Annotated in this window: 20 protein-coding genes; all 20 read left to right on the top strand. The window is 34.6% G+C overall.

Features of this window, described 5'->3' with window-relative positions:
- Nucleotides 1-187: 187 nt before the first annotated feature.
- Entirely contained in the window at nucleotides 188-619 is a 432-nt protein-coding gene (mraZ, locus tag EKM77_RS02575) for a division/cell wall cluster transcriptional repressor MraZ (protein WP_125592331.1), read from the top strand.
- Complete coding sequence (gene rsmH, locus EKM77_RS02570) at nucleotides 609-1,556, top strand: 16S rRNA (cytosine(1402)-N(4))-methyltransferase RsmH (RefSeq protein WP_125592329.1); 948 nt, start codon at nucleotides 609-611, stop codon at nucleotides 1,554-1,556. Before mraZ ends, rsmH begins: the two co-directional genes overlap by 11 nt.
- A gap of 15 nt (nucleotides 1,557-1,571) precedes the next feature.
- Nucleotides 1,572-1,928 carry a cell division protein FtsL gene (ftsL, locus tag EKM77_RS02565; protein ID WP_125592327.1) on the top strand — a complete coding sequence of 119 codons (357 nt, stop codon included), beginning with the start codon at nucleotides 1,572-1,574 and terminating at the stop codon, nucleotides 1,926-1,928.
- A complete protein-coding gene (locus EKM77_RS02560; protein ID WP_125592325.1) occupies nucleotides 1,925-4,096 on the top strand; it encodes a penicillin-binding transpeptidase domain-containing protein in 2,172 nt (723 codons plus the stop codon). The genes ftsL and EKM77_RS02560 overlap by 4 nt, the downstream gene beginning before the upstream one ends.
- A gap of 15 nt (nucleotides 4,097-4,111) precedes the next feature.
- Nucleotides 4,112-5,077: a phospho-N-acetylmuramoyl-pentapeptide-transferase gene (gene mraY, locus EKM77_RS02555; RefSeq protein ID WP_125592324.1), complete on the top strand. Its 966-nt coding sequence runs from the start codon at nucleotides 4,112-4,114 to the stop codon at nucleotides 5,075-5,077.
- Nucleotides 5,078-5,087: 10 nt separating this feature from the next.
- Nucleotides 5,088-6,458 carry a UDP-N-acetylmuramoyl-L-alanine--D-glutamate ligase gene (gene murD / locus EKM77_RS02550; RefSeq protein WP_125592322.1) on the top strand — a complete coding sequence of 457 codons (1,371 nt, stop codon included), beginning with the start codon at nucleotides 5,088-5,090 and terminating at the stop codon, nucleotides 6,456-6,458.
- Complete coding sequence (murG, locus tag EKM77_RS02545; protein ID WP_125592320.1) at nucleotides 6,458-7,564, top strand: undecaprenyldiphospho-muramoylpentapeptide beta-N-acetylglucosaminyltransferase; 1,107 nt, start codon at nucleotides 6,458-6,460, stop codon at nucleotides 7,562-7,564. The genes murD and murG overlap by 1 nt, the downstream gene beginning before the upstream one ends.
- A 13-nt stretch (nucleotides 7,565-7,577) precedes the next feature.
- A complete protein-coding gene (locus EKM77_RS02540; RefSeq protein WP_125592318.1) occupies nucleotides 7,578-8,279 on the top strand; it encodes a cell division protein FtsQ/DivIB in 702 nt (233 codons plus the stop codon).
- 78 nt (nucleotides 8,280-8,357) lie between these two features.
- Nucleotides 8,358-9,698 (top strand): cell division protein FtsA, encoded by a 1,341-nt coding sequence (gene ftsA / locus EKM77_RS02535; protein WP_125592316.1) that lies wholly within the window; start codon nucleotides 8,358-8,360, stop codon nucleotides 9,696-9,698.
- 34 nt (nucleotides 9,699-9,732) lie between these two features.
- Nucleotides 9,733-10,953, top strand: a complete 1,221-nt coding sequence (gene ftsZ, locus EKM77_RS02530; protein ID WP_125592314.1) for a cell division protein FtsZ — start codon at nucleotides 9,733-9,735, stop codon at nucleotides 10,951-10,953.
- Nucleotides 10,954-10,967: 14 nt separating this feature from the next.
- Complete coding sequence (locus tag EKM77_RS02525; RefSeq protein ID WP_125592312.1) at nucleotides 10,968-11,351, top strand: cell division protein SepF; 384 nt, start codon at nucleotides 10,968-10,970, stop codon at nucleotides 11,349-11,351.
- A 13-nt stretch (nucleotides 11,352-11,364) separates the two neighbouring features.
- Nucleotides 11,365-11,634 (top strand): YggT family protein, encoded by a 270-nt coding sequence (locus EKM77_RS02520; RefSeq protein ID WP_125592310.1) that lies wholly within the window; start codon nucleotides 11,365-11,367, stop codon nucleotides 11,632-11,634.
- A gap of 1 nt (nucleotide 11,635) precedes the next feature.
- A complete protein-coding gene (locus tag EKM77_RS02515) occupies nucleotides 11,636-12,433 on the top strand; it encodes a YlmH family RNA-binding protein (RefSeq protein ID WP_125592308.1) in 798 nt (265 codons plus the stop codon).
- A gap of 16 nt (nucleotides 12,434-12,449) precedes the next feature.
- Nucleotides 12,450-13,181, top strand: a complete 732-nt coding sequence (locus EKM77_RS02510; RefSeq protein ID WP_125592306.1) for a DivIVA domain-containing protein — start codon at nucleotides 12,450-12,452, stop codon at nucleotides 13,179-13,181.
- A gap of 181 nt (nucleotides 13,182-13,362) precedes the next feature.
- Complete coding sequence (gene ileS, locus EKM77_RS02505) at nucleotides 13,363-16,143, top strand: isoleucine--tRNA ligase (protein ID WP_125592304.1); 2,781 nt, start codon at nucleotides 13,363-13,365, stop codon at nucleotides 16,141-16,143.
- Between the two features lie 2 nt (nucleotides 16,144-16,145).
- Nucleotides 16,146-16,373 carry a cold-shock protein gene (locus EKM77_RS02500; RefSeq protein ID WP_125592302.1) on the top strand — a complete coding sequence of 76 codons (228 nt, stop codon included), beginning with the start codon at nucleotides 16,146-16,148 and terminating at the stop codon, nucleotides 16,371-16,373.
- A gap of 43 nt (nucleotides 16,374-16,416) precedes the next feature.
- Nucleotides 16,417-17,838 (top strand): MFS transporter, encoded by a 1,422-nt coding sequence (locus EKM77_RS02495; RefSeq protein ID WP_125592300.1) that lies wholly within the window; start codon nucleotides 16,417-16,419, stop codon nucleotides 17,836-17,838.
- Nucleotides 17,831-18,394, top strand: coding sequence for an NUDIX hydrolase (locus EKM77_RS02490; RefSeq protein ID WP_125592298.1), 564 nt, complete (start codon nucleotides 17,831-17,833; stop codon nucleotides 18,392-18,394). Before EKM77_RS02495 ends, EKM77_RS02490 begins: the two co-directional genes overlap by 8 nt.
- Nucleotides 18,384-18,677, top strand: coding sequence for a hypothetical protein (locus EKM77_RS11010; protein ID WP_225425169.1), 294 nt, complete (start codon nucleotides 18,384-18,386; stop codon nucleotides 18,675-18,677). The genes EKM77_RS02490 and EKM77_RS11010 overlap by 11 nt, the downstream gene beginning before the upstream one ends.
- A gap of 13 nt (nucleotides 18,678-18,690) precedes the next feature.
- Nucleotides 18,691-19,380 carry a 5'-methylthioadenosine/adenosylhomocysteine nucleosidase gene (locus EKM77_RS02480; RefSeq protein WP_125592296.1) on the top strand — a complete coding sequence of 230 codons (690 nt, stop codon included), beginning with the start codon at nucleotides 18,691-18,693 and terminating at the stop codon, nucleotides 19,378-19,380.
- The last annotated feature ends 4 nt before the right edge of the window (nucleotides 19,381-19,384 follow it).

The raw sequence follows: 19,384 nt of genomic DNA, 5'->3' as shown, positions 1-19,384 counted from the left end.
GTTGTTTAATGCAACTTAAATCATATATACAGATAAGTATTAGAAAATACCTCCCACCATTGATAAATTTGATTTATCAGTGAATCGGGAGTTTTTTTTCGTTGTCAATACCAATATTCAATATCAAGTGGTTAATTGTGGGGAATTGTGGTAAATTAAGTAGTGTTAAAGAATTGGGGTGACTGGCATGTTCATGGGTGAATTTCATCACACGATCGATAGTAAAGGACGAATTATTGTGCCTGCCAAATTCCGTAAAGAAATGGGTACTAGTTTTGTTATTACTCGTGGTATGGATGGTTGCCTGTTTGGATATCCCCTTAATCAATGGGATAAGTTAGAAGCTCAATTAGATAAATTACCTTTAACAAAAAAAGATGCTCGTTCTTTTACAAGATTTTTTTATTCGGCCGCAACGGAAGTCGAATTTGATAAGCAAGGAAGAATTAATATTTCAGCACCTCTAATTGATTTTTCCAAACTGGAAAAAAATTGCGTTATAGTTGGTGTTTCTGACCGAATTGAAATTTGGGATGAAACTCGATGGAATGATTTCAGCAAACAAGCTGAAGAGAATTTTGAAGAAATATCGGAGAAAATGACGGATTTTGACTTCTAAAGAATTTAAACATAAGACAGTTTTATTAAAAGAAACAATTGAACAACTTAATCCGCGTGATAATGGTATTTATGTTGATGCAACTTTTGGTCGTGGTGGACATACTAAAGAATTACTTAGTCAGATAAGTAATAGTCATGTCTATGCTTTTGATCGAGATGAGAAAGCTATTGAAGCCGGTGAAAATCTGAAAAAAAGTGAATTTCTCGGTAGCAATCAGTTAACTTTGATCAGAAGTAATTTTGAAGATATGAAAGAAAGTCTAAATAAATTGAATGTTACATCCGTAGATGGTGTGGTATACGATTTAGGAGTTTCTTCACCACAATTTGATGATGCACAAAGAGGCTTCTCATATAAAAAGGAAGCTCGCTTAGATATGCGTATGGATCAAAGACAAGAGTTGGACGCTGAAAAAATCGTTAACGACTGGGATTATGGTGATTTAGTCAGTATTTTTTATAAATATAGTGATGAGAAGTTTTCTAAACAAATAGCTCGTTCGATTGAAAGAACTAGAGAAGATCATCGAATTACATCAACTTTAGAATTAGCAGATATTATAAAAAATGCAATTCCAGCAGCTAGAAGAAGAACTGGAGGCCATCCGGCCAAAAGAGTTTTTCAAGCTATTAGAATTGCGGTTAATGATGAATTAGGATCACTGGAAAGATCGCTCGAACAAGCGATTGAACTTTTGGCACCAAAGGGTCGAATTAGTGTAATAACATTTCAATCAAAAGAAGATAGGATTGTTAAACATATTTTTAAAGAAAAGTCACAGATCGATGTACCACAGGGCTTACCAGTTATTCCGGACTATTTAAAACCTGAATTAAAAATGATTACAAGAAAACCAATTTTACCAAATGAAAATGAATTAGATGAAAATAATCGGGCACATAGTGCCAAGCTGCGAGTTGTAGAAAAGATTTAAATTGGAGAATTGAAAATGAGAGAGAGTACAGCTAGAAATCTACAAAACTATGAAGAGGTTCAACAAGAGCCGATAGCAACACCCAAAATATCACGCCGAGTGGCCATATCTAAACTAGAAATTAGTTTATTGGTAGGTTTGGGTGTTTTAGTGTTGTCATTAATGGTGACTTTGGTTGGCATTAATGTTTCTATGACCGCAGCTCAAAACAATTTAGATGAGATTACAACTAAAGTAAATAAAGCAAGTACTGAAAATGTCAATTTGCGACAAGAAATTTCAGAGATGACAAGCTTTGATCGTCTGTCTTCATTTGCTAAAGAACATAATTTAAAAATGAGTAACAAGAATGTAAGGAATGTTTCAAAATGAGACGGATTATAAAAAAAGCTTTATCAAATAAGGCAACACGAAATCACTATATTGTGGGAATTATCATAGTGCTCGTGACTGCCCTTTTTTTTATAGCTTTAACCACTAGATTTACTTCAATTGCGATAAATAAACAATATAACGGAGTAAATTTAGCTCAAAGAACTAAATTAAAGTATGAGCATTCATCAAAAGTTAACGCGCATCGTGGTGAAATATTAGATACTAATGGTGAAATGATTGCTGGAGATTCAAGTATTTATAATATTTATGCGGTTGTTTCTCATTCTGCTAAAACTGAAGATGGGAAACCTGATTATGTAAAGGATAAATCTCAAGTGGCAACAGTTTTGAGTAAATATTTGCCTATTTCAAAAAAAGAAGCATTAAAATATTTAAATCCTAAGAATAAAAAACAATATCAGGTCGAATTTGGTCAAGCCGGACGTGACTTGTCGATTGAAATAAAGAATAAAATTGCTTCAAAAAAGTTAACTGGGATAAAATTTGTTGAATTACCTTCAAGAGCCTATCCAAACGGCGTTTTTGCCACTAATTTAGTTGGAATTACTCAAGCTATTAATGCTAATGATGCTAACAGTAATATTAGTGGTGTCATGGGGATCGAGAAGTATTTTAATAAAATGCTCTCAGGAACTAATGGTAAAAAGATAGTTAAACAAGACTCGAATGGTAATGAATTGCCTAATTCCCAAGTAGTAGAAAAAAGTGCTGTTGACGGGGCAAATATTTACCTTACTTTAAATAGCCGGATTCAACAATATGCCGAGATCTTAGCTCAAAACGTTGAAGAAAAATATGAACCTAAGAATTTGCAAGTAGTTGTCATGAATGCAAAAACTGGTCAAATTGAAGCCGCTACTCAAAGACCGACTTTTAACCCTACAACTGGTAAAGGATTGAGTGATAGCTGGCGTGATACTTTAGTGGAAGATCAATACGAGCCTGGTTCAGTCATGAAAATATTGACTTTATCAGCAGCTATTGATTCCGGAAATTATGATCCCAATGAGTTATATCAATCTGGTTCTGTTGAAGTCGGTAGTAGAAAGATCAATGACTGGAATGATGCTGGATGGGGATCTATTCCTATCTCTGAAGCATTTCCAAGGTCGTCCAATGTTGGAATGGTCCATTTAGAAGAAAAGATGGGTTCTGATACTTGGATGAAATATATGAAACGATTTAAGATCGGTGAAAAAACAGGTATACAATTGCCCGGTGAAGTTTCAGGAAGTATTTCTTATGAACATGCTAGTGACCAAGCTATGACTTCTTTTGGTCAAAGTGTTAATGTCAACGCCATTCAAATGTTGCAAGCATTTTCGGCCGTGGCAAATAATGGGAAAATGGTTAAACCACAAATTATTAAAAAAGTTGTCAATGAAGAAACTGGGAAAACAGAAAAGAGCTACAAGACAGAAACAGTCGGTCATCCTATTTCAGCAAGTACAGCCAAAAAAGTCAAAAAAGCCATGCGCCAAGTTGTTACAAAAAAATATGGAACAGGTTTAGTTTATAATGTCCCTGATGTAAAGGTCGGAGTTAAGACTGGTACTGCTCAAATTGCATCAGAGAGTGGCGGATATCTAAGTGGAACCAATAATTATATATTCTCAGTTGCGGGAATGGTCCCATATGATGATCCTAATTATATTGTGTATATTACGATGAAACAGCCTCAAAAGATGACTGAATCTCCAGAAAAAATATTATCAGAAATTTTTAATCCTTTGGTTACTCGCTTAGTCAATCAAGGAAGTTCACCCACAAAATCAACAGTTGCTGGAAGTCAATATGTAAGTATTCCAAGTCTTTTGAATGGTACGACTGATAATGCAAGTAAGAAGATCAAAGCATTAGATCTACAAGCAGGTATCATTGGTACTGGTGATAAAGTTGTTCAACAACTACCAGCAAGCGGTGAAAAAGTTATGCCTGGCCAAAGAATAGTTTTATTAACTAATGGAGCCATGACAATGCCTGATTTAACCGGTTGGTCAAAAAATGATGTTCTAAAATTTGCGGAAGTTACTGGAAAACATGTTACGACAAAAGGAGATGGGTATGTAGTATCTCAATCACTCAAGTCAGGTCATGTTTTAAATGACAGTGGTAAAATTATAGTTACATTGAAAAATAAATAGGTTAAGGGGATTTACATGGAACTAAGTCAAATTATTATAGATATAGTTAGCACATTTGCTATCGTCTCAATTCTAATGCCCTTTTTTATTGGATATTTAATATCGCATAAAGAAGGTCAATCGATACGTGAAGTTGGGCCAAAATGGCACGCAAAGAAGTCAGGAACTCCTACTATGGGAGGACTTTTGATCATCATAGCCATGGCGATCACCAATGTATGGGTCGGAGCTTGGCAAAATCAATTAACACATTCACTGATAATTATTACTTTGGTGATAATTCTTTACGGTGGAATCGGATTTATTGATGATTTTATTAAAGTATTTAAAAAACGTAATTTGGGATTAAAAGTTTTACAAAAATTGGTTTTACAAATTATTGTTGCTTTTATTTTCATCTACGTTTATGCGACTGATCAATTGCCGTTTAATTTCACTATTCCGGGAATTTGGTCGATCGATTCAGTAATAATTTTTATCTTATTTACTATTTTTTGGCTGGTTGGATTTTCAAATGCTACTAACCTAACGGATGGTTTAGATGGACTTTTAGGTGGTTTAGCAACTATTTCTTATGGAACGTATGGAATAATTGCCTTGAATCAAAATAGAATAGACATTGCTATTGTTTGTTTTTCAGTAGTCGGTGGATTACTTGCGTTCTTGATTTTTAATCATAAACCAGCAAAGATATTCATGGGTGATGTCGGTTCATTAGCTTTAGGAGCTGGTCTTGCTGCCATAGCTATTTTGTTAGGACGTTACTGGTCATTGCTTTTAATAGGACTAGTTTATGTTTTGGAAACTGCTAGTGTTATGTTGCAAGTCTTTTCATTCAAAGTTTTCCATAAACGTATTTTTAAAATGACACCAATTCATCATCACTTTGAGATGATGGGATGGAATGAATGGAAAGTTGATATTATTTTTTGGATCGTCGGAATCGTTTGTTCAGGAATTTATCTAATATTATTTATATAGGAAGTCAGTCATGAAATCAGAAAGTAGATATTCAAATAAAAAAATTCTCGTTTTAGGTTTAGCCAAAAGTGGTTTTGCCGTAGCAAAGCTATTAAAGAAAATGAATTCAGAAGTGACTGTGGTCGACTCGAATCCATTAGAAGGAAATACGGAAGCTAAAGAATTATTGGAACAGGGCTTTAAAGTTATCACTGGCAGTAACGACGCTAGTTTGATCGATGAATCATACGATTATGTTGTAAAAAACCCCGGTATCTTTTATTCAAATGACTTAATTCAACACGCTTTGGAATTAAAGATCCCTGTTATTACAGAACCAGAAGTAGCATATAGCTTCTCTGATGCACATATGGTTGGTGTTACTGGAACAAATGGTAAAACAACTGTTACAACTTTAATTAAATTGATGTTGTCGCACTCACCTAAATTCACCAATTCTTTTTATGCAGGTAATATTGGTATCCCTATTTCTGAGGTTATTCAAAAGGCTACTAAAAACGACGTTGTAGTGACTGAACTTTCAAGTTTTCAACTAGAAGGAACAATTGACTTACACCCCCACGTGGCTGTATTAAATAATATATATTCAACTCATCTAGATTTTCATGGCACAAGAGCCAATTATATTAAAGCTAAGATGCACATAACAAAAAATCAGACTAAAGATGATTACTTTATCGTCAATTGGAATGAAGATGAATGGCGTCAATTAGCAAAAGATACTCAAGCACAAGTTGTTCCATTTTCAGATAAACAAGAATTAGAACATGGTGCATATGTTAAAAATAATGAAATTTATTATGATAAAGAATTCATTTTGAACATTGATGCAATAAAGATCCCTGGTGAACATAACGTTCAAAATGCTTTAGCTGCAATCAATGTTGCCAAAATATTCGACGTCAGCAATGAAGATATAATCAATGTCTTAACTTCTTTCAAGGGAGTTAAGCATCGTATTCAATTTGTAGATGAATTTAACGGTCGTAAATTTTACAATGACTCAAAAGCTACTAATATCGAAGCTACAACAGTGGCTTTAGAGGCATTTGGCGACAAACCATTAACATTGATTGCCGGCGGTTTGGATCGAGGCAATGGCTTTGATGAATTGATCAAACCACTTGAAAAAGTTAAAAATATTGTCTTGTATGGTGAAACCGCTGATAAAATGGTCGATGCCGCTCAAAAGGCCAATATAACTAATATTATAAAAGTTTCTAACTTAACAGAAGCTGTACCTGAGGCATACTCTCAAAGTGATAAAGGTGATGTTGTCTTATTGTCACCTGCAGCCGCAAGTTGGGATCAATTTGATAATTTTGAACAACGTGGAGATCAATTTATCGAAGAAGTCGAAGGACTTAAAGGAGAATCATAATGACCAAATTACGAATAGTAGTTTCTGGTGGCGGTACCGGTGGACATATTTATCCCGCAATGGCGTTAATTAAGCGTCTAAAGGAAAGAGAACTCGTTGATGAGGTTTTATATGTAGGTACACAAAAAGGCCTAGAAAGCAAGATCGTGAAGAATGCTGGTATTCCTTTTAAAACAATTGAGATCAAAGGATTCAAACGTAAGTTAACTTTAGAAAATATCAAAGTTATGCAATTATTCCTGTCGAGTGTCGGCAAGTCTAAAAAAATAATTAAAGAATTCCGGCCTGATGTTGTGATTGGTACTGGTGGTTATGTTTCCAGTGCGGTTGTTTATGCAGCACATAGATTACATATCCCAACAGTGATCCATGAACAAAATACTATCGCCGGTATTACAAATAAATTTTTAGGACACTTTGTCGATAAGATAGCGATTGCTTTTAAAGAGGCACAGGATCAATTCAGTGAAAAGAGAAAAATTGTTTTTACGGGTAATCCTAGAGCACAAGAAGTAGCAAAAATTAAAGTAAATGACCGTTTAAAGTATTATAAGTTACAAGCAGATAAGCCGACAGTTATGATCTTTGGTGGATCGCGTGGTGCAGCGCCTATTAATCGAACAACTATCGAATCTTTAAGCAAATTTTCTCAATCAGATTATCAAGTTTTGTTTGTAACAGGTAGGGTCCACTATGAGGATGTAATCAAAAAAATTGATTCTAATTCCATTAACATGGAAAATATATCTGTGCAACCATATATTGATAATATGCCTGAAATTTTGCCAGATATCAGTTTGATCGTTGGGCGAAGTGGTGCTACAAGTATTGCTGAAATAACAGCATTAGGAATTCCAGCAATATTTATTCCCAGCCCGTATGTTACACATGATCATCAAACCAAAAATGCTTTGTCAGTCGCTAAAAATGGTGCAGCAGTCATGATCACTGAAGATAATTTAACCGAAGAATCGCTTTATTCAGAGGTAAATAAGATAATGAGCAGTAAGGACATTAGAGTAAAGATGTCCAATGCTTCAAAAGAGATCGGTGTACCAGATGCAGCTGATAAATTGATCAAGGTATTAACTGCTTTAGTTAAGTAATTGAGGAGTCATTATGGCAAAGAAAAGGAAGAATGTAGGTAAAAATAGCATTATTTTAATTTTAGCTGTTGTGATAATATTTATCGCTTACCTAGGTTCTCCGCTTAGTAAGGTAAGAAATATTACAGTTGAAGGTGTTAATGATTTAGGAGCACAGCAAGTAATTGATGCAACTGCGATAAATAATAATAGTTTATTGGTCAATGTCTTACTCGATCATCAATCTATTGCAAATAAAACTAAGAAAAAATTGCCTTCGATCGAAACAGTTTCTTTTAAATCAAATAATTTACGTGACGTAGTGATAAAGGTTAGAGAATTTCCTACCTTAGGTTTGATTTATAAGGATGGATATTATTATCGTGTTATAAATGGCGGGCATATAATAAATCAAAAAATGCATTCGCCAATTGGAAACTATCCAATCTATAGTGGATTTAAGACTAAAAAAAGTTTAAAGAAAATTTCAAAAATTTATAAGAAATTGCCTGATAATGTAAGAACAAACGTTTCTCAATTTTATAATTCTCCAACTAAATTAAATCCATATCGTATCAAAATAGATATGAATGATGGTAATAAGGTAGTCGCTGATATTAGGACTGTTGAAGCAAAAATGAAGTATTATCCAGGAATTGCGGCACAAATGAAGCAAAAGGGTGTAATTAATTTAGAAATTGGTGCATATTCTTATCCTTTTAAAGCTAAGAAATAGGTTTAATATAGTCATATTTGTGTTAAAATTTTCTAATGAAAAGATTTTTTTCTAGGTAAGGGAGGCTGCCACGTATATATGGACAATTCAGAGTTTTTCGTAGGACTAGATATCGGTACTAGTTCAATCAAAGTAGTGGTTGCTGAATCGTCAGATGACAAGCTAAATGTTGTTGGCGTAGGAAGCGAAAGATCCGAAGGAGTTAGTCGAGGCGTCATAGTTGATATTGATAAAGCTGCTGGCGCAATAAAAAGAGCTGTTAAGCGAGCCGAGACGCAGGCTAACATCACTATCCACGATGTTGTAGTAGGTATCTCTGCTAATATGTTACAAATTGAAAAGTGCCAAGGTATGATTGCCGTTGGTTCAGAATCAAAAGAAATTACTGAGAACGATGTAAGACAAGTTATGGCAGCAGCTATGGTACAAAACTTACCTAGTGAACGCGAAGTAGTATCTTTAATTCCCAGACAGTTTTCTGTTGATGGATTTAATAATATTAAGGATCCTCGCGGGATGATCGGTGTTCGTTTAGAAATGAAAGGTATCATTTACACTGCACCGAAAACAATTGTCCATAATACCAAAAAAGCCATTCAATTAGCCGGATTGAACATTGTTCATAAGGTTATTTCTCCAATGGCACTTAGCCAAGTAGTTTTGAATGATGGTGAAAGTGGTTTTGGTTCAGTGATCATTGATATGGGAGCAGGTCAAACTACTGCCTCTGTTGTTCATGATTACAACTTAAAATTATCAACGGTTGATTTTGAAGGTGGACATTATGTTACACATGATATATCAGTAGTTTTGAATACTACCGTTGAAAATGCAGATCAACTAAAAGTTTACTATGGAAATGCCGATCCTGATGAAACTTCATCTGATGAAACTATCAGTGTAGAAGTAGTTGGAAAATCTGATCCAGAACAAATTTCAGAACAATATATTTCAGAAATAATTGAAGCTCGTTTAGAGCAAATATTTAATAGATTAAAGAGTCCATTAGAAAATTCTGGCGCTTTATCATTGCCAGGAGGAATAGTTCTAACAGGTGGCGTTGCTGCTACCCCTAATATTGAAGAACTTGCAAGAAAAGTCTTTGGTGTGAAGGTCAGAAGCTATGTGCCTTCCCAAATGGGAATGCGTCATCCTTCTTATGCGTTAGGCTTAGGATTGGTGACCTATGCTTCAAGGTTAAACGATATCGGAATTATTGCTGACAATGTTGTTAATGGAGCAACAATTAACCAAAATAATTCGACTCCTCAACCTGTGGCAAAAGCCAAACAGGTCGTTGAACCAGAACCAACAAATAAAAAAATACCAGATGAAATTGAAAAATCTAACACTCCAAAAGCTAAAAAGCGCAAGGGAATGGATAAGTTTAGAGATTTCTGGAGTAAATTTTTTGATTAAAAACTAAGATAAATTAAACAGGAGGAACTCCTTAATGGAATATTCTTTAGACTCAAACAACAACATGGGAGCAGTAATAAAAGTTATTGGTGTAGGTGGTGCCGGTGGCAACGCTGTTAACCGAATGGTAGACACAGGAATCAAAGGTGTTCAGTTTATTGCTGCAAATACTGATGTTCAAGCCTTAGAAAGTTCTAAAGCTGAAACAAAAATTCAATTGGGACCTAAATTAACAAGAGGTTTAGGTGCTGGTTCAAATCCAGAGATCGGTCAAAAAGCTGCTCAAGAGAGTGAAGAAGCACTTAAAGAGGCTCTTGAAGGCGCTGATATGATCTTTATCACTGCCGGAATGGGTGGCGGTACTGGTACTGGTGCAGCCCCAATCGTAGCTAATATTGCTAAAGAAAGCGGCGCATTAACAGTTGGTGTTGTTACTCGTCCGTTTGCATTTGAAGGTTCAAAGCGTTCACGTTTTGCAGCCGATGGTATTACAGAACTTAAAAAAGATGTTGATACTTTGGTTATTATTTCTAATAGTAAATTACTTGAAGTTGTTGATAAGAAGACACCAATGAGTGAAGCTTTCAGTATTGCTGATGATGTATTACGTCAAGGTGTTCAAAGTATTTCTGACCTTATTACATCACCTGGTTATGTTAACTTGGACTTTGCTGATGTTAAAACTATTATGTCTGATCAAGGTTCTGCTCTTATGGGTATTGGTACAGCAAATGGTGAAAATAGAATCACTGAAGCTACAAATAAGGCTATCTCATCACCATTATTAGAAGTTTCAATTGATGGTGCTAAACAAGTGCTTCTTAATATCACTGGTGGAACGGATCTATCACTTTATGAAGCCCAAGAAGCTGCTCAAATCGTTTCAGATCAAGCAACTTCAGATGTAAATATCATCTTTGGTACATCAATGGATGAAACACTTGGTGATCAAGTGAAGATCACAGTTATTGCTACTGGTGTTGAGAGTGAAGATTCTAAGAAGAACGCTAAGATGCCTAATTTAAATAACAAAGCTGCTACTTTAAATAACAATACAAAATCAAGCGTTCAACCTTTGCCACAAACAAAGGGTGACCCATTGGCAGATTGGGATATCAATCGTGAAACTAAGTCAAACAATGTATCTGGCGAAAAAGGCGAATTTGAAATTTTCCAAAAACCAGAAACAATTGATTTGAATGACGATGATGATGACTCAACACCACCAATTTTTAAACGTCGTAACAACAAATAAAGGAGAACTTATCTATGGCATTTGAAAAGTTCAGTAACTTTTTTGGTATTAATGATGAAGATCAACCTGTACAACAAGAGGCTGATTATTCTAATAATGAAAAGGTTGTTTCCATGAATTCAACAACAGATTCCAGAACTACCAGCAGTAAAATAGCTATTTATCAACCAAGGGTATATGCTGATGCCAAGGTAGTTGCCAAACAATTGTTAAACAATAAGGCTGTTATTGTTAATTTCAACAATATCAATGATGATTCGGCAAAACGCATCGTTGACTTTTTAACGGGATCTATCTTTGCCATAAATGGTGAGATCAAGCGTGTAGGAGATAAAATTTTTCTATGCACACCCCCTAAATTTGAAATTGATGGTAGCATTCCCGATATTAATGAATAGATAGGGGAGTTACATGGATCGAATTTTAACCGGTTTACCATATATCATTGCTGGAGCTTTTCAGTTGTACGAAATGATAATATTTATCTATTGTATACTTTCATTTATGCCCAGATTGTATCAAAATCCATTTGGACAATTGATCGTACGCTTGGTACAACCATTTCTAGCATTGATTCATAGAGCTTTACCATTTTTAAATAGACAAGTCCTAGATTTTTCTCCATTAATTGCTTTGATTATTTTACAACTAGTACAGAAAGTAATATTTATGGTGATTTAAAATGGCTGACAAAGAAAAAATAAGCTTAAAAAGCGGCTTTTTTCGTCCAGAAGAAAAACCTTTTGTCGATCGCATAAGTGATTTGCTTTTGAAATCACAGACAATGTATACACCGCAATTGACTGATTTTCTAAACCTAAGAGAACAGTTGATTTTGGATAACTTGATCAATAAATATGATGATCTCTTTGTTCATTATTTTGGTGGTTACGAAAATGCGGAAAGGGTCAGGGGTATAATTGCCCCTGATTATTTTGTACCAAAAGAATCCGACTTTAAGGTTTCAATGTACGAAATAAGATATCCAGAAAAATTTGCTAACTTGCATCACGGTCAAATTCTCGGTTCGTTAACAGGATCTGGGGTCGATCGTGATCATTTTGGTGACATCATTACCGATGGTGAAAGATGGCAATTTTTTGTATTTGATCAGATGGATGATTATGTAGAAGATCAAGTTACAAAGATTGGACCATATAAGATTCATTTAATCCGAAAAGATTTTGCTGATTTATTGATGCCTAAAGATGACTCAGTCGATGAAGACATCCGTGTGCAATCTTTAAGAATTGATACAGTAATTGCAACAGTTTATGATTTATCAAGACAAGTTGCTAAGTCTTTAGTTGAACATGGTAAAGTTCAACTTAATTGGACTAGTACGCGTAATGCTAGTGATTTTATCACAATGAGTGATACTTTAAGTGTCCGCGGATACGGTCGAATAAGAATTAATGATATTATGGGAAAGTCTAGAAATAATAAATATATATTGTTTGTGAATGTCATTAATAAATAATTAGGGGCGTGAAATTATGGTATTATCACCAGTTGAGATACATGATAAAGATTTTGACCACAAATTTCGTGGGTACGATCGTGACCAAGTCGATAAATTCTTGAGCCAAGTAGTTCAGGATTATGATTTAGCTTTGCAAAAAAACTCACAATTAGAAAAAGAGCTTACTGATATGAAAGAGCAGCTCAAATATTTTACTGATATGAAAGATGCTCTAAATCAGTCAATTTTGGTTGCTCAAAATGCAGCTGATAAAGTTAAATCTAGTGCTGAACAAGAGGCACAAGTGATAATTGAAGAGTCACAAAAAAAGGCCCGCGAGTTATTGGATCAATCAACAGATAAATCTAACCAAATTTTACAAGATGCCTCTGATAAAGCCCGTCAAGTTACTATTGAGACCGATGAATTAAAACAAAAAACTAATAGTTTCCGCCAAGGGCTCCAAGGAATGTTGCAACAACAATTGAAAATGATTGATAATCCTAAGTGGCAACAATTGGCTGATGCCACGTCTACCAGTGATTTGAAACAAAAAGTAGGTATGGAAAACAATCAATATCCTGAAGATAATTATGAAAATTATCAAGATAGTGTTTCCAATGACGGCCAAATGAATTATAATGACAACATTGCTGATAGTCAGGAAACTGATAAAACGCCGGATGATCCGTATACGATCAACCATGATCAAAACGGACCAACATTCCAGTTTGATAATGACGATCAGAATAATAACAATAATTAAGAGAACAAGTGCTTTATAAAACATTCTTCAGCGAACTAACGTATGGTGAGAGGTTAGTAGGATAATTTATTTAGTATATCAACTCTTAAAAATTTCTATAATTATTTACCAATAGGTGGTATAGCGAGAACTCGTCCTAATTTGGATGGGTTCTTTTTATTTTTTATTAAGGAGTGTAAGGATGAAAGTAAAAGATACTTTAAATTTAGGTAAAACTAAATTCCCAATGCGTGGTAACTTGCCCAACAAAGAAGCTGAGTGGGAAAAGGCCTGGGATGAAAATAAAATTTATGAAAAGCGTCAAAAGTTAAATGAAGGTAAACCTACTTTTGAATTACTCGATGGACCTCCATTCGCTAATGGTGATATTCATATGGGACATGCCTTAAACAAGATCTCAAAAGATATCATTGTTAGATATAAGTCAATGAATGGCTTTAGATCACCATATGTACCAGGATGGGATACTCATGGTCTACCAATTGAACAACAATTGGCTAAAAAGGGTGTTAAGCGTAAAGAAATCAGTATGACTGAATACCGTAAGATGTGTCGTGATTTTGCGGAAAAAGAAATTAAGAAGCAAATGGCCGGATTTAAGCGTTTAGGTGTTTCTGCTGATTGGGCACATCCATACATTACTTATCAACCAGAATTTGAAAAAGAAGAAGTAAAAGTTTTCGGTGAAATGGTTGATAAAGGTTACATTTATCGTGGTAAAAAACCAGTTTATTGGTCACCATCTTCAGAATCAACTTTGGCAGAAGCTGAAATTGAATATAAAGATATTAAATCTCCATCAATTTTTGTTGCTTTTAAAGTCCGTGATGGTAAAGGCCTATTAGATACTGATACATCATTTATTATTTGGACAACTACTCCATGGACTATGCCATCAAACGAAGCTATTTGTGTAAATCCTAAATTCAATTATGCTTTGATCAATGCTGATGGTAAGAAATACGTTGTAGCAGAAGAACGTATTAGTTTCTTGAAAGAAACATTGGACTGGGAAAATGTTGAAACTCTAAAGACATTTAAAGGTAGTGAACTAGAAGGATTAACAGCTACACATCCATTCTATGATCGAGAATCATTACTTATTTTAGGTAACCACGTTACATTAGATGATGGTACTGGATTAGTTCATACTGCTCCTGGATTTGGTGCTGATGACTTTGTAGTTGGTATGAAGTATAAATTACCAGTCTTCTCACCAATCGACGCTCATGGTTGTTTTACTGATGAGGTTCCTGAATATGAAGGTGTCTTCTATGATAAAGCTAACAAGATGATCACTGAACGTATGTCTGAAAATGGATCATTATTGAAGTTAAGCTTCTTCAGCCATAGCTACCCACATGATTGGCGTACTAAAAAGCCAGTTATTTTCCGTGCTACTCCTCAATGGTTTGCTTCAATTGATAAATTTAGACCACAATTATTAGAAGAACTTGAAAAAGTAAGTTTTATCCCTGATTGGGGTAAAACACGTCTTTATAATATGATTCGTGATCGTGGTGACTGGGTTATCTCAAGACAACGTGCTTGGGGTGTTCCACTTCCAATTTTCTATGCTGAAAATGGCGAACCTATTATGACCAAGGAAATTATTGATCACGTTGCCGATCTATTTGGTAAATATGGTTCAAATGTTTGGTTTGAACGCGATGCTAAAGATCTTTTACCTGAAGGCTATACAAATCCTGCTAGTCCAAATGGTGAATTCACTAAAGAAACAGATATTATGGATGTTTGGTTTGACTCAGGAACAGCACATGCCGGAGTTGCTAAGTTGCGTGATAACTTAACATTCCCAGCTGACTTAGTTCTTGAAGGATCTGACCAATACCGTGGCTGGTTTAATTCATTATTGATCACTTCAGTTGCTGCCTTTGGAGTTGCTCCTTATAAAGCTATCCTTTCACAAGGATTCACGCTTGATAAAAATGGCGTTAAGATGAGTAAATCACTTGGTAATGTAATTGCACCTTCTGATATTGAAAAACAATTTGGCGCTGAAATCATTCGTTTGTGGGTTGCATCAGTTGACTCAAGTTCTGATGTTGCTGTTTCAACCGACTCATTCAAACAAGTTTCAGAAACTTATCGTAAGATCCGTAATACTATGAGATTTATGCTGGCTAATACTTCTGACTTTGATCCTAAGGCTGATCGTGTTGCTTATGAGGATCTTCGTCCTGAAGACAAATATATTGCTGTTAAACTAAATGATTTAGTTAAAAACTTGCATGACGAATATGATGAATACGACTTTGCTGATGTGACAAAGAGTGTTATTCGTTTTATCACTAATGAAATGTCAACATTCTATCTTGATTTTGCCAAAGATGTTGTTTATATCGATCCTGAGGATTCACATTCTCGTCGTTCAATGCAAACAGTTATCTACGATGCAACTGTTAAAATCGCAAAATTAATGACACCTATTTTGCCACATACTATGGAACAAGTTTGGGAATACTTAAAAGAACCTGAAGAATATGTTCAATTGACAGAATTACCAGCAGTTGAAGAACTATCCGATGCTGATGAAATTCACGAAAATTGGAGTAAATTCATGTCATTCCGTGATGATGTTTTGAAATCACTTGAAGTTGCTCGTACTAATAAATTAATTGGTAAATCTTTGGAAGCAAAAGTTACAATTTATCCAGACGATGAATTAAAAGCCACTTTGGATAAAATTGATAGTAACTTTGGTCAATTATTGATCGTTTCTCAATTTGAAGTTAGTCAAGACAGTGCACCTAGCAACGCTGATAAGTACGAAGGAGTCAGTGTATTAGTTGAAAAAGCCGAAGGTGACGTTTGCCAAAGATGTCGTATGATCAAGACAGATGTCGGTAGTGACTCAAACTTCCCAACTTTCTGTTCTAGATGTGCTAAGATTGTTACTGAGGAATATCCTCAAACAATTGAAGAAGGTTTTGAGGGCTAAAAATGTTTCAAGGAAAAATAATCCGTTTTAATAATGAAAGAGGATTTGGTTTTGTAAATGATGGAGAAGAGGATATCTTTTTCTTTGCGGATTCAGTTTTGAATCGTGAAGACTTCTTTATCAAGCCAGATCTAGATGTTGAGTTTGAAATTGCACCTGGTTTTAAAGGACCACAGGCAATTAATATAACTATATTAGATCCTAAACAAGATAAAGAAAGCGCTGAATAGTGCTTTCTTTTTTTATCGAATTTATTTATCAGGGAGAAATCATATGAATGATCAGTTAAATCCTAAAAGATGGATGGTACTTATTTCGGTCGGAATCTTTACTTTGATGGCAACACTAGACGGATCGATCGTCAACATTGCTTTGCCAGTTATTAGTAAGGATCTAAATATTCCGATGAATATGGCCGAATGGATCGTTTCAATTTACTTAATTACTATTTGTATTTTTCTATTATTGTTTGGAAAATTGGCTGATTCTATTGGTAAAGTTAAAGTTTTTAAAACAGGATCCGTTTTATTTATTTTAGGATCCTTGATCTGCGGCTTTGGTGTTAATTTACCAATTCTTTTAGCCGGACGTGCGTTGCAGGCTTTTGGTGCATCAATGGCGATGGCAACTAACAATGGAATAATCACTCAAACTTTTCCATTACGTGAACGTGGTTATGCGTTAGGCTATATTGGATCTTTCGTGTCAATTGGCTCTATTGCTGGACCTGGAATCGGTGGATTAATACTTTCTCAATTCCATTGGAGTTATATTTTTTGGATCAATTTGCCAATTGGTGCGATAGCTTTAATATTAGGATATTTAAATTTACCTAAGAAAGAGCCTAAAAATCCAACAAAATTTGATTTACGTGGATTTTCAGTGTATTTTGTAACTTTATTAGTTTTCTTTGCAGCAATTTTTATTGGTCAATCGGTTGGTTTTGGCAATATTTATATTATTTTGGCATTTGTTTTGGCAATTTTATTATTTGCTTGGTTTATTCACTTACAAAAGAATACAGAGCAACCAATGATCGAGTTGAGGATTTTTAAAAATCATGATTTTACGTTAGGATTAGTTGTTGGATTTTTGATTTTTGTTACTAATTTCTTTTTCAATGTTGTATCACCATTTTATTTAGAGAACGCTTTGGGAATGAAGGCATCAATTGCAGGTTACATATTAATGATGTTCCCAATCGTTCAAGTGATCGTTGCACCAATATCTGGTAAAATGTCAGCTAAAATTAATCCGATTTTACTGACTATTACTGGTTTAGTTGTGTTAGCTATTGCTCAAATGGGGTATTTATTCTTTAATGTAAATACTAGTCTATGGTTTATATTGTTATTTATTGGATTGAACGGACTAGGTAATGGATTATTTCAAGCTCCAAACAATACTATGATCATGAGTTCTGTTGAACCTAAGGATCTGGGTATTGCGGGCGGATTAAATGCTTTGGCTCGAAATATGGGAATGATAATTGGTGTCTCCGTATCAACTACCATCTTATTTTTATCCATGAGCGGATTTTACGGAAAATCAGTAACAACTTATGTTAATAATAGACCAGATATCTTTATTGATGGTATGCGTGTTACAATGACATTCGCATTGGTAATTTGTATATTTGCTATTATTATGTCAATAGTAAGATTAATAAAATCAAGAGGTTTAAAGAATGGCTAAAGAAGATTCTAGATATTATGAAGAAGTTACTGCTCAAAAGCGGGTTTTTGGTGGAAAGATCATCAATGTTGATGTGGAACAAGTTATGCTACCAAATGGAATTCCAGCAATTAGAGAAGTAGTTAAACATCACGGAGCTGTCGCAATTATTCCCTTTACTGATGATGGAAAGATGATTTTTGTGCGTCAATGGCGTGCGCCACTAGATCAAGAAACTTTAGAGATCCCAGCAGGTAAAATCGATCCTGATGAAGGTAGTGATCTAAAGGAAGTTGCCTTGCGTGAAATGAATGAAGAACTAGGTATGACGACTGATAATTTAGAAAAAGTAACAGCTTTTTTTGCTAGTCCAGGTTATTCCAATGAGAAATTAACAGTTTTTAAAGCTGACAATTTAAAAGAAGTAGAGTTTAAACGTCCTTTAGATTCAGATGAATTTTTAAATGTTGAAAGGCTCACATTAGATGAAGCTAAAAAACAAATTGAAGCCGGTGTTATTTGCGATTCTAAGTCAATTTATGCGATTACTTATTGGGAGTTAATGAATGCTAAATAACTTCCTATCTAAAGTTAAAAATCGCTTTTCAAAATCTAATGGATCAAGTTATGATTCAGTTGTACCGGCAGATCAAATAGAAAAAAGACAGCAAGAAATGAGAGATCAGGAAAGAATCCGTGCTGAAGAAGAGTATCGTAATGAACATCCTGATCAGATTATGCAAGAAAAATTAGAATCATTTGAGAATAAGACAAATAAATTGAAAAAAAAGTTAAATATTGCGATTATTACAGTGTTTGGCTTAATAATTATTGTTTTTTTAATTTTATTTTTTATATAAAGGAGAATATGAAATGAAAATTGGCGTAATTGTTCCGATGGAAGAAGAAATAAAATTACTGAGAGAATCTTTAAGCGACGTAACTAAAGATGAGGTGGCCGGAGTTGAAATTACGATCGGTACATATAAAAATCATCAAGTTTACCTTGCCAAAAGTGGTATCGGTAAAGTTCAAGCCGGAATGACAGCGACAATTGTTAATGACCGTTATCAACCTGATTTCGTTGTTAATAGTGGATCCGCTGGTGGTATTGGTGAAGGACTAAAAATCGGAGATGTTGTTATTTCTAGTAAATTAGCCTATCACGATGCAGATGCAACTGGTTTTGGCTATAAAATGGGACAACTACCTGAACAACCATTATTTTTTGAAGCAGATTCATTCTATGTTGATGAAATAGTAAAAGCTGCCAAAAAATCTAATTTGACTGCACATGTTGGTGTAATTGTAACCGGAGACCAATTTGTTGACGGAAAAGAAAAAATTGCTACAATTAAAAAGTCGTTCCCAGATGCACTAGCTTCTGAAATGGAAGGTGCAGCTGTGGCACAAGTTTGTGCACAATTTAAAACACCATTTGTTGTTATACGTTCAATGAGTGATGTTGGTGATGAGGATGCAAGCGTGAATTTCGACGATTTTGTTATTCAAGCTGGTAAGAAGTCAGTTGAAATGTTATTGAACTTCTTAGATCAAGAGTAGAGGG

The organism is Companilactobacillus baiquanensis (assembly GCF_003946605.1).
GTDB lineage: Bacteria > Bacillota > Bacilli > Lactobacillales > Lactobacillaceae > Companilactobacillus > Companilactobacillus baiquanensis.
The sequence above is the reverse complement of the archived record's forward strand: the minus strand, read 5'-3'. Positions and strand labels throughout refer to the sequence as shown.

Bases quoted from the DNA above. Each gene is read 5' to 3' on its own strand.
- mraZ (WP_125592331.1), top strand. From the start codon at position 188: ATGTTCATGGGTGAATTTCATCACACGATCGATAGTAAAGGACGAATT.
- ftsL (WP_125592327.1), top strand. From the start codon at position 1,572: ATGAGAGAGAGTACAGCTAGAAATCTACAAAACTATGAAGAGGTTCAA.
- EKM77_RS02560 (WP_125592325.1), top strand. From the start codon at position 1,925: ATGAGACGGATTATAAAAAAAGCTTTATCAAATAAGGCAACACGAAAT.
- mraY (WP_125592324.1), top strand. From the start codon at position 4,112: ATGGAACTAAGTCAAATTATTATAGATATAGTTAGCACATTTGCTATC.
- murD (WP_125592322.1), top strand. From the start codon at position 5,088: ATGAAATCAGAAAGTAGATATTCAAATAAAAAAATTCTCGTTTTAGGT.
- murG (WP_125592320.1), top strand. From the start codon at position 6,458: ATGACCAAATTACGAATAGTAGTTTCTGGTGGCGGTACCGGTGGACAT.
- EKM77_RS02540 (WP_125592318.1), top strand. From the start codon at position 7,578: ATGGCAAAGAAAAGGAAGAATGTAGGTAAAAATAGCATTATTTTAATT.
- ftsA (WP_125592316.1), top strand. From the start codon at position 8,358: ATGGACAATTCAGAGTTTTTCGTAGGACTAGATATCGGTACTAGTTCA.
- ftsZ (WP_125592314.1), top strand. From the start codon at position 9,733: ATGGAATATTCTTTAGACTCAAACAACAACATGGGAGCAGTAATAAAA.
- EKM77_RS02525 (WP_125592312.1), top strand. From the start codon at position 10,968: ATGGCATTTGAAAAGTTCAGTAACTTTTTTGGTATTAATGATGAAGAT.
- EKM77_RS02520 (WP_125592310.1), top strand. From the start codon at position 11,365: ATGGATCGAATTTTAACCGGTTTACCATATATCATTGCTGGAGCTTTT.
- EKM77_RS02515 (WP_125592308.1), top strand. From the start codon at position 11,636: ATGGCTGACAAAGAAAAAATAAGCTTAAAAAGCGGCTTTTTTCGTCCA.
- EKM77_RS02510 (WP_125592306.1), top strand. From the start codon at position 12,450: ATGGTATTATCACCAGTTGAGATACATGATAAAGATTTTGACCACAAA.
- ileS (WP_125592304.1), top strand. From the start codon at position 13,363: ATGAAAGTAAAAGATACTTTAAATTTAGGTAAAACTAAATTCCCAATG.
- EKM77_RS02500 (WP_125592302.1), top strand. From the start codon at position 16,146: ATGTTTCAAGGAAAAATAATCCGTTTTAATAATGAAAGAGGATTTGGT.
- EKM77_RS02495 (WP_125592300.1), top strand. From the start codon at position 16,417: ATGAATGATCAGTTAAATCCTAAAAGATGGATGGTACTTATTTCGGTC.
- EKM77_RS02490 (WP_125592298.1), top strand. From the start codon at position 17,831: ATGGCTAAAGAAGATTCTAGATATTATGAAGAAGTTACTGCTCAAAAG.
- EKM77_RS11010 (WP_225425169.1), top strand. From the start codon at position 18,384: ATGCTAAATAACTTCCTATCTAAAGTTAAAAATCGCTTTTCAAAATCT.
- EKM77_RS02480 (WP_125592296.1), top strand. From the start codon at position 18,691: ATGAAAATTGGCGTAATTGTTCCGATGGAAGAAGAAATAAAATTACTG.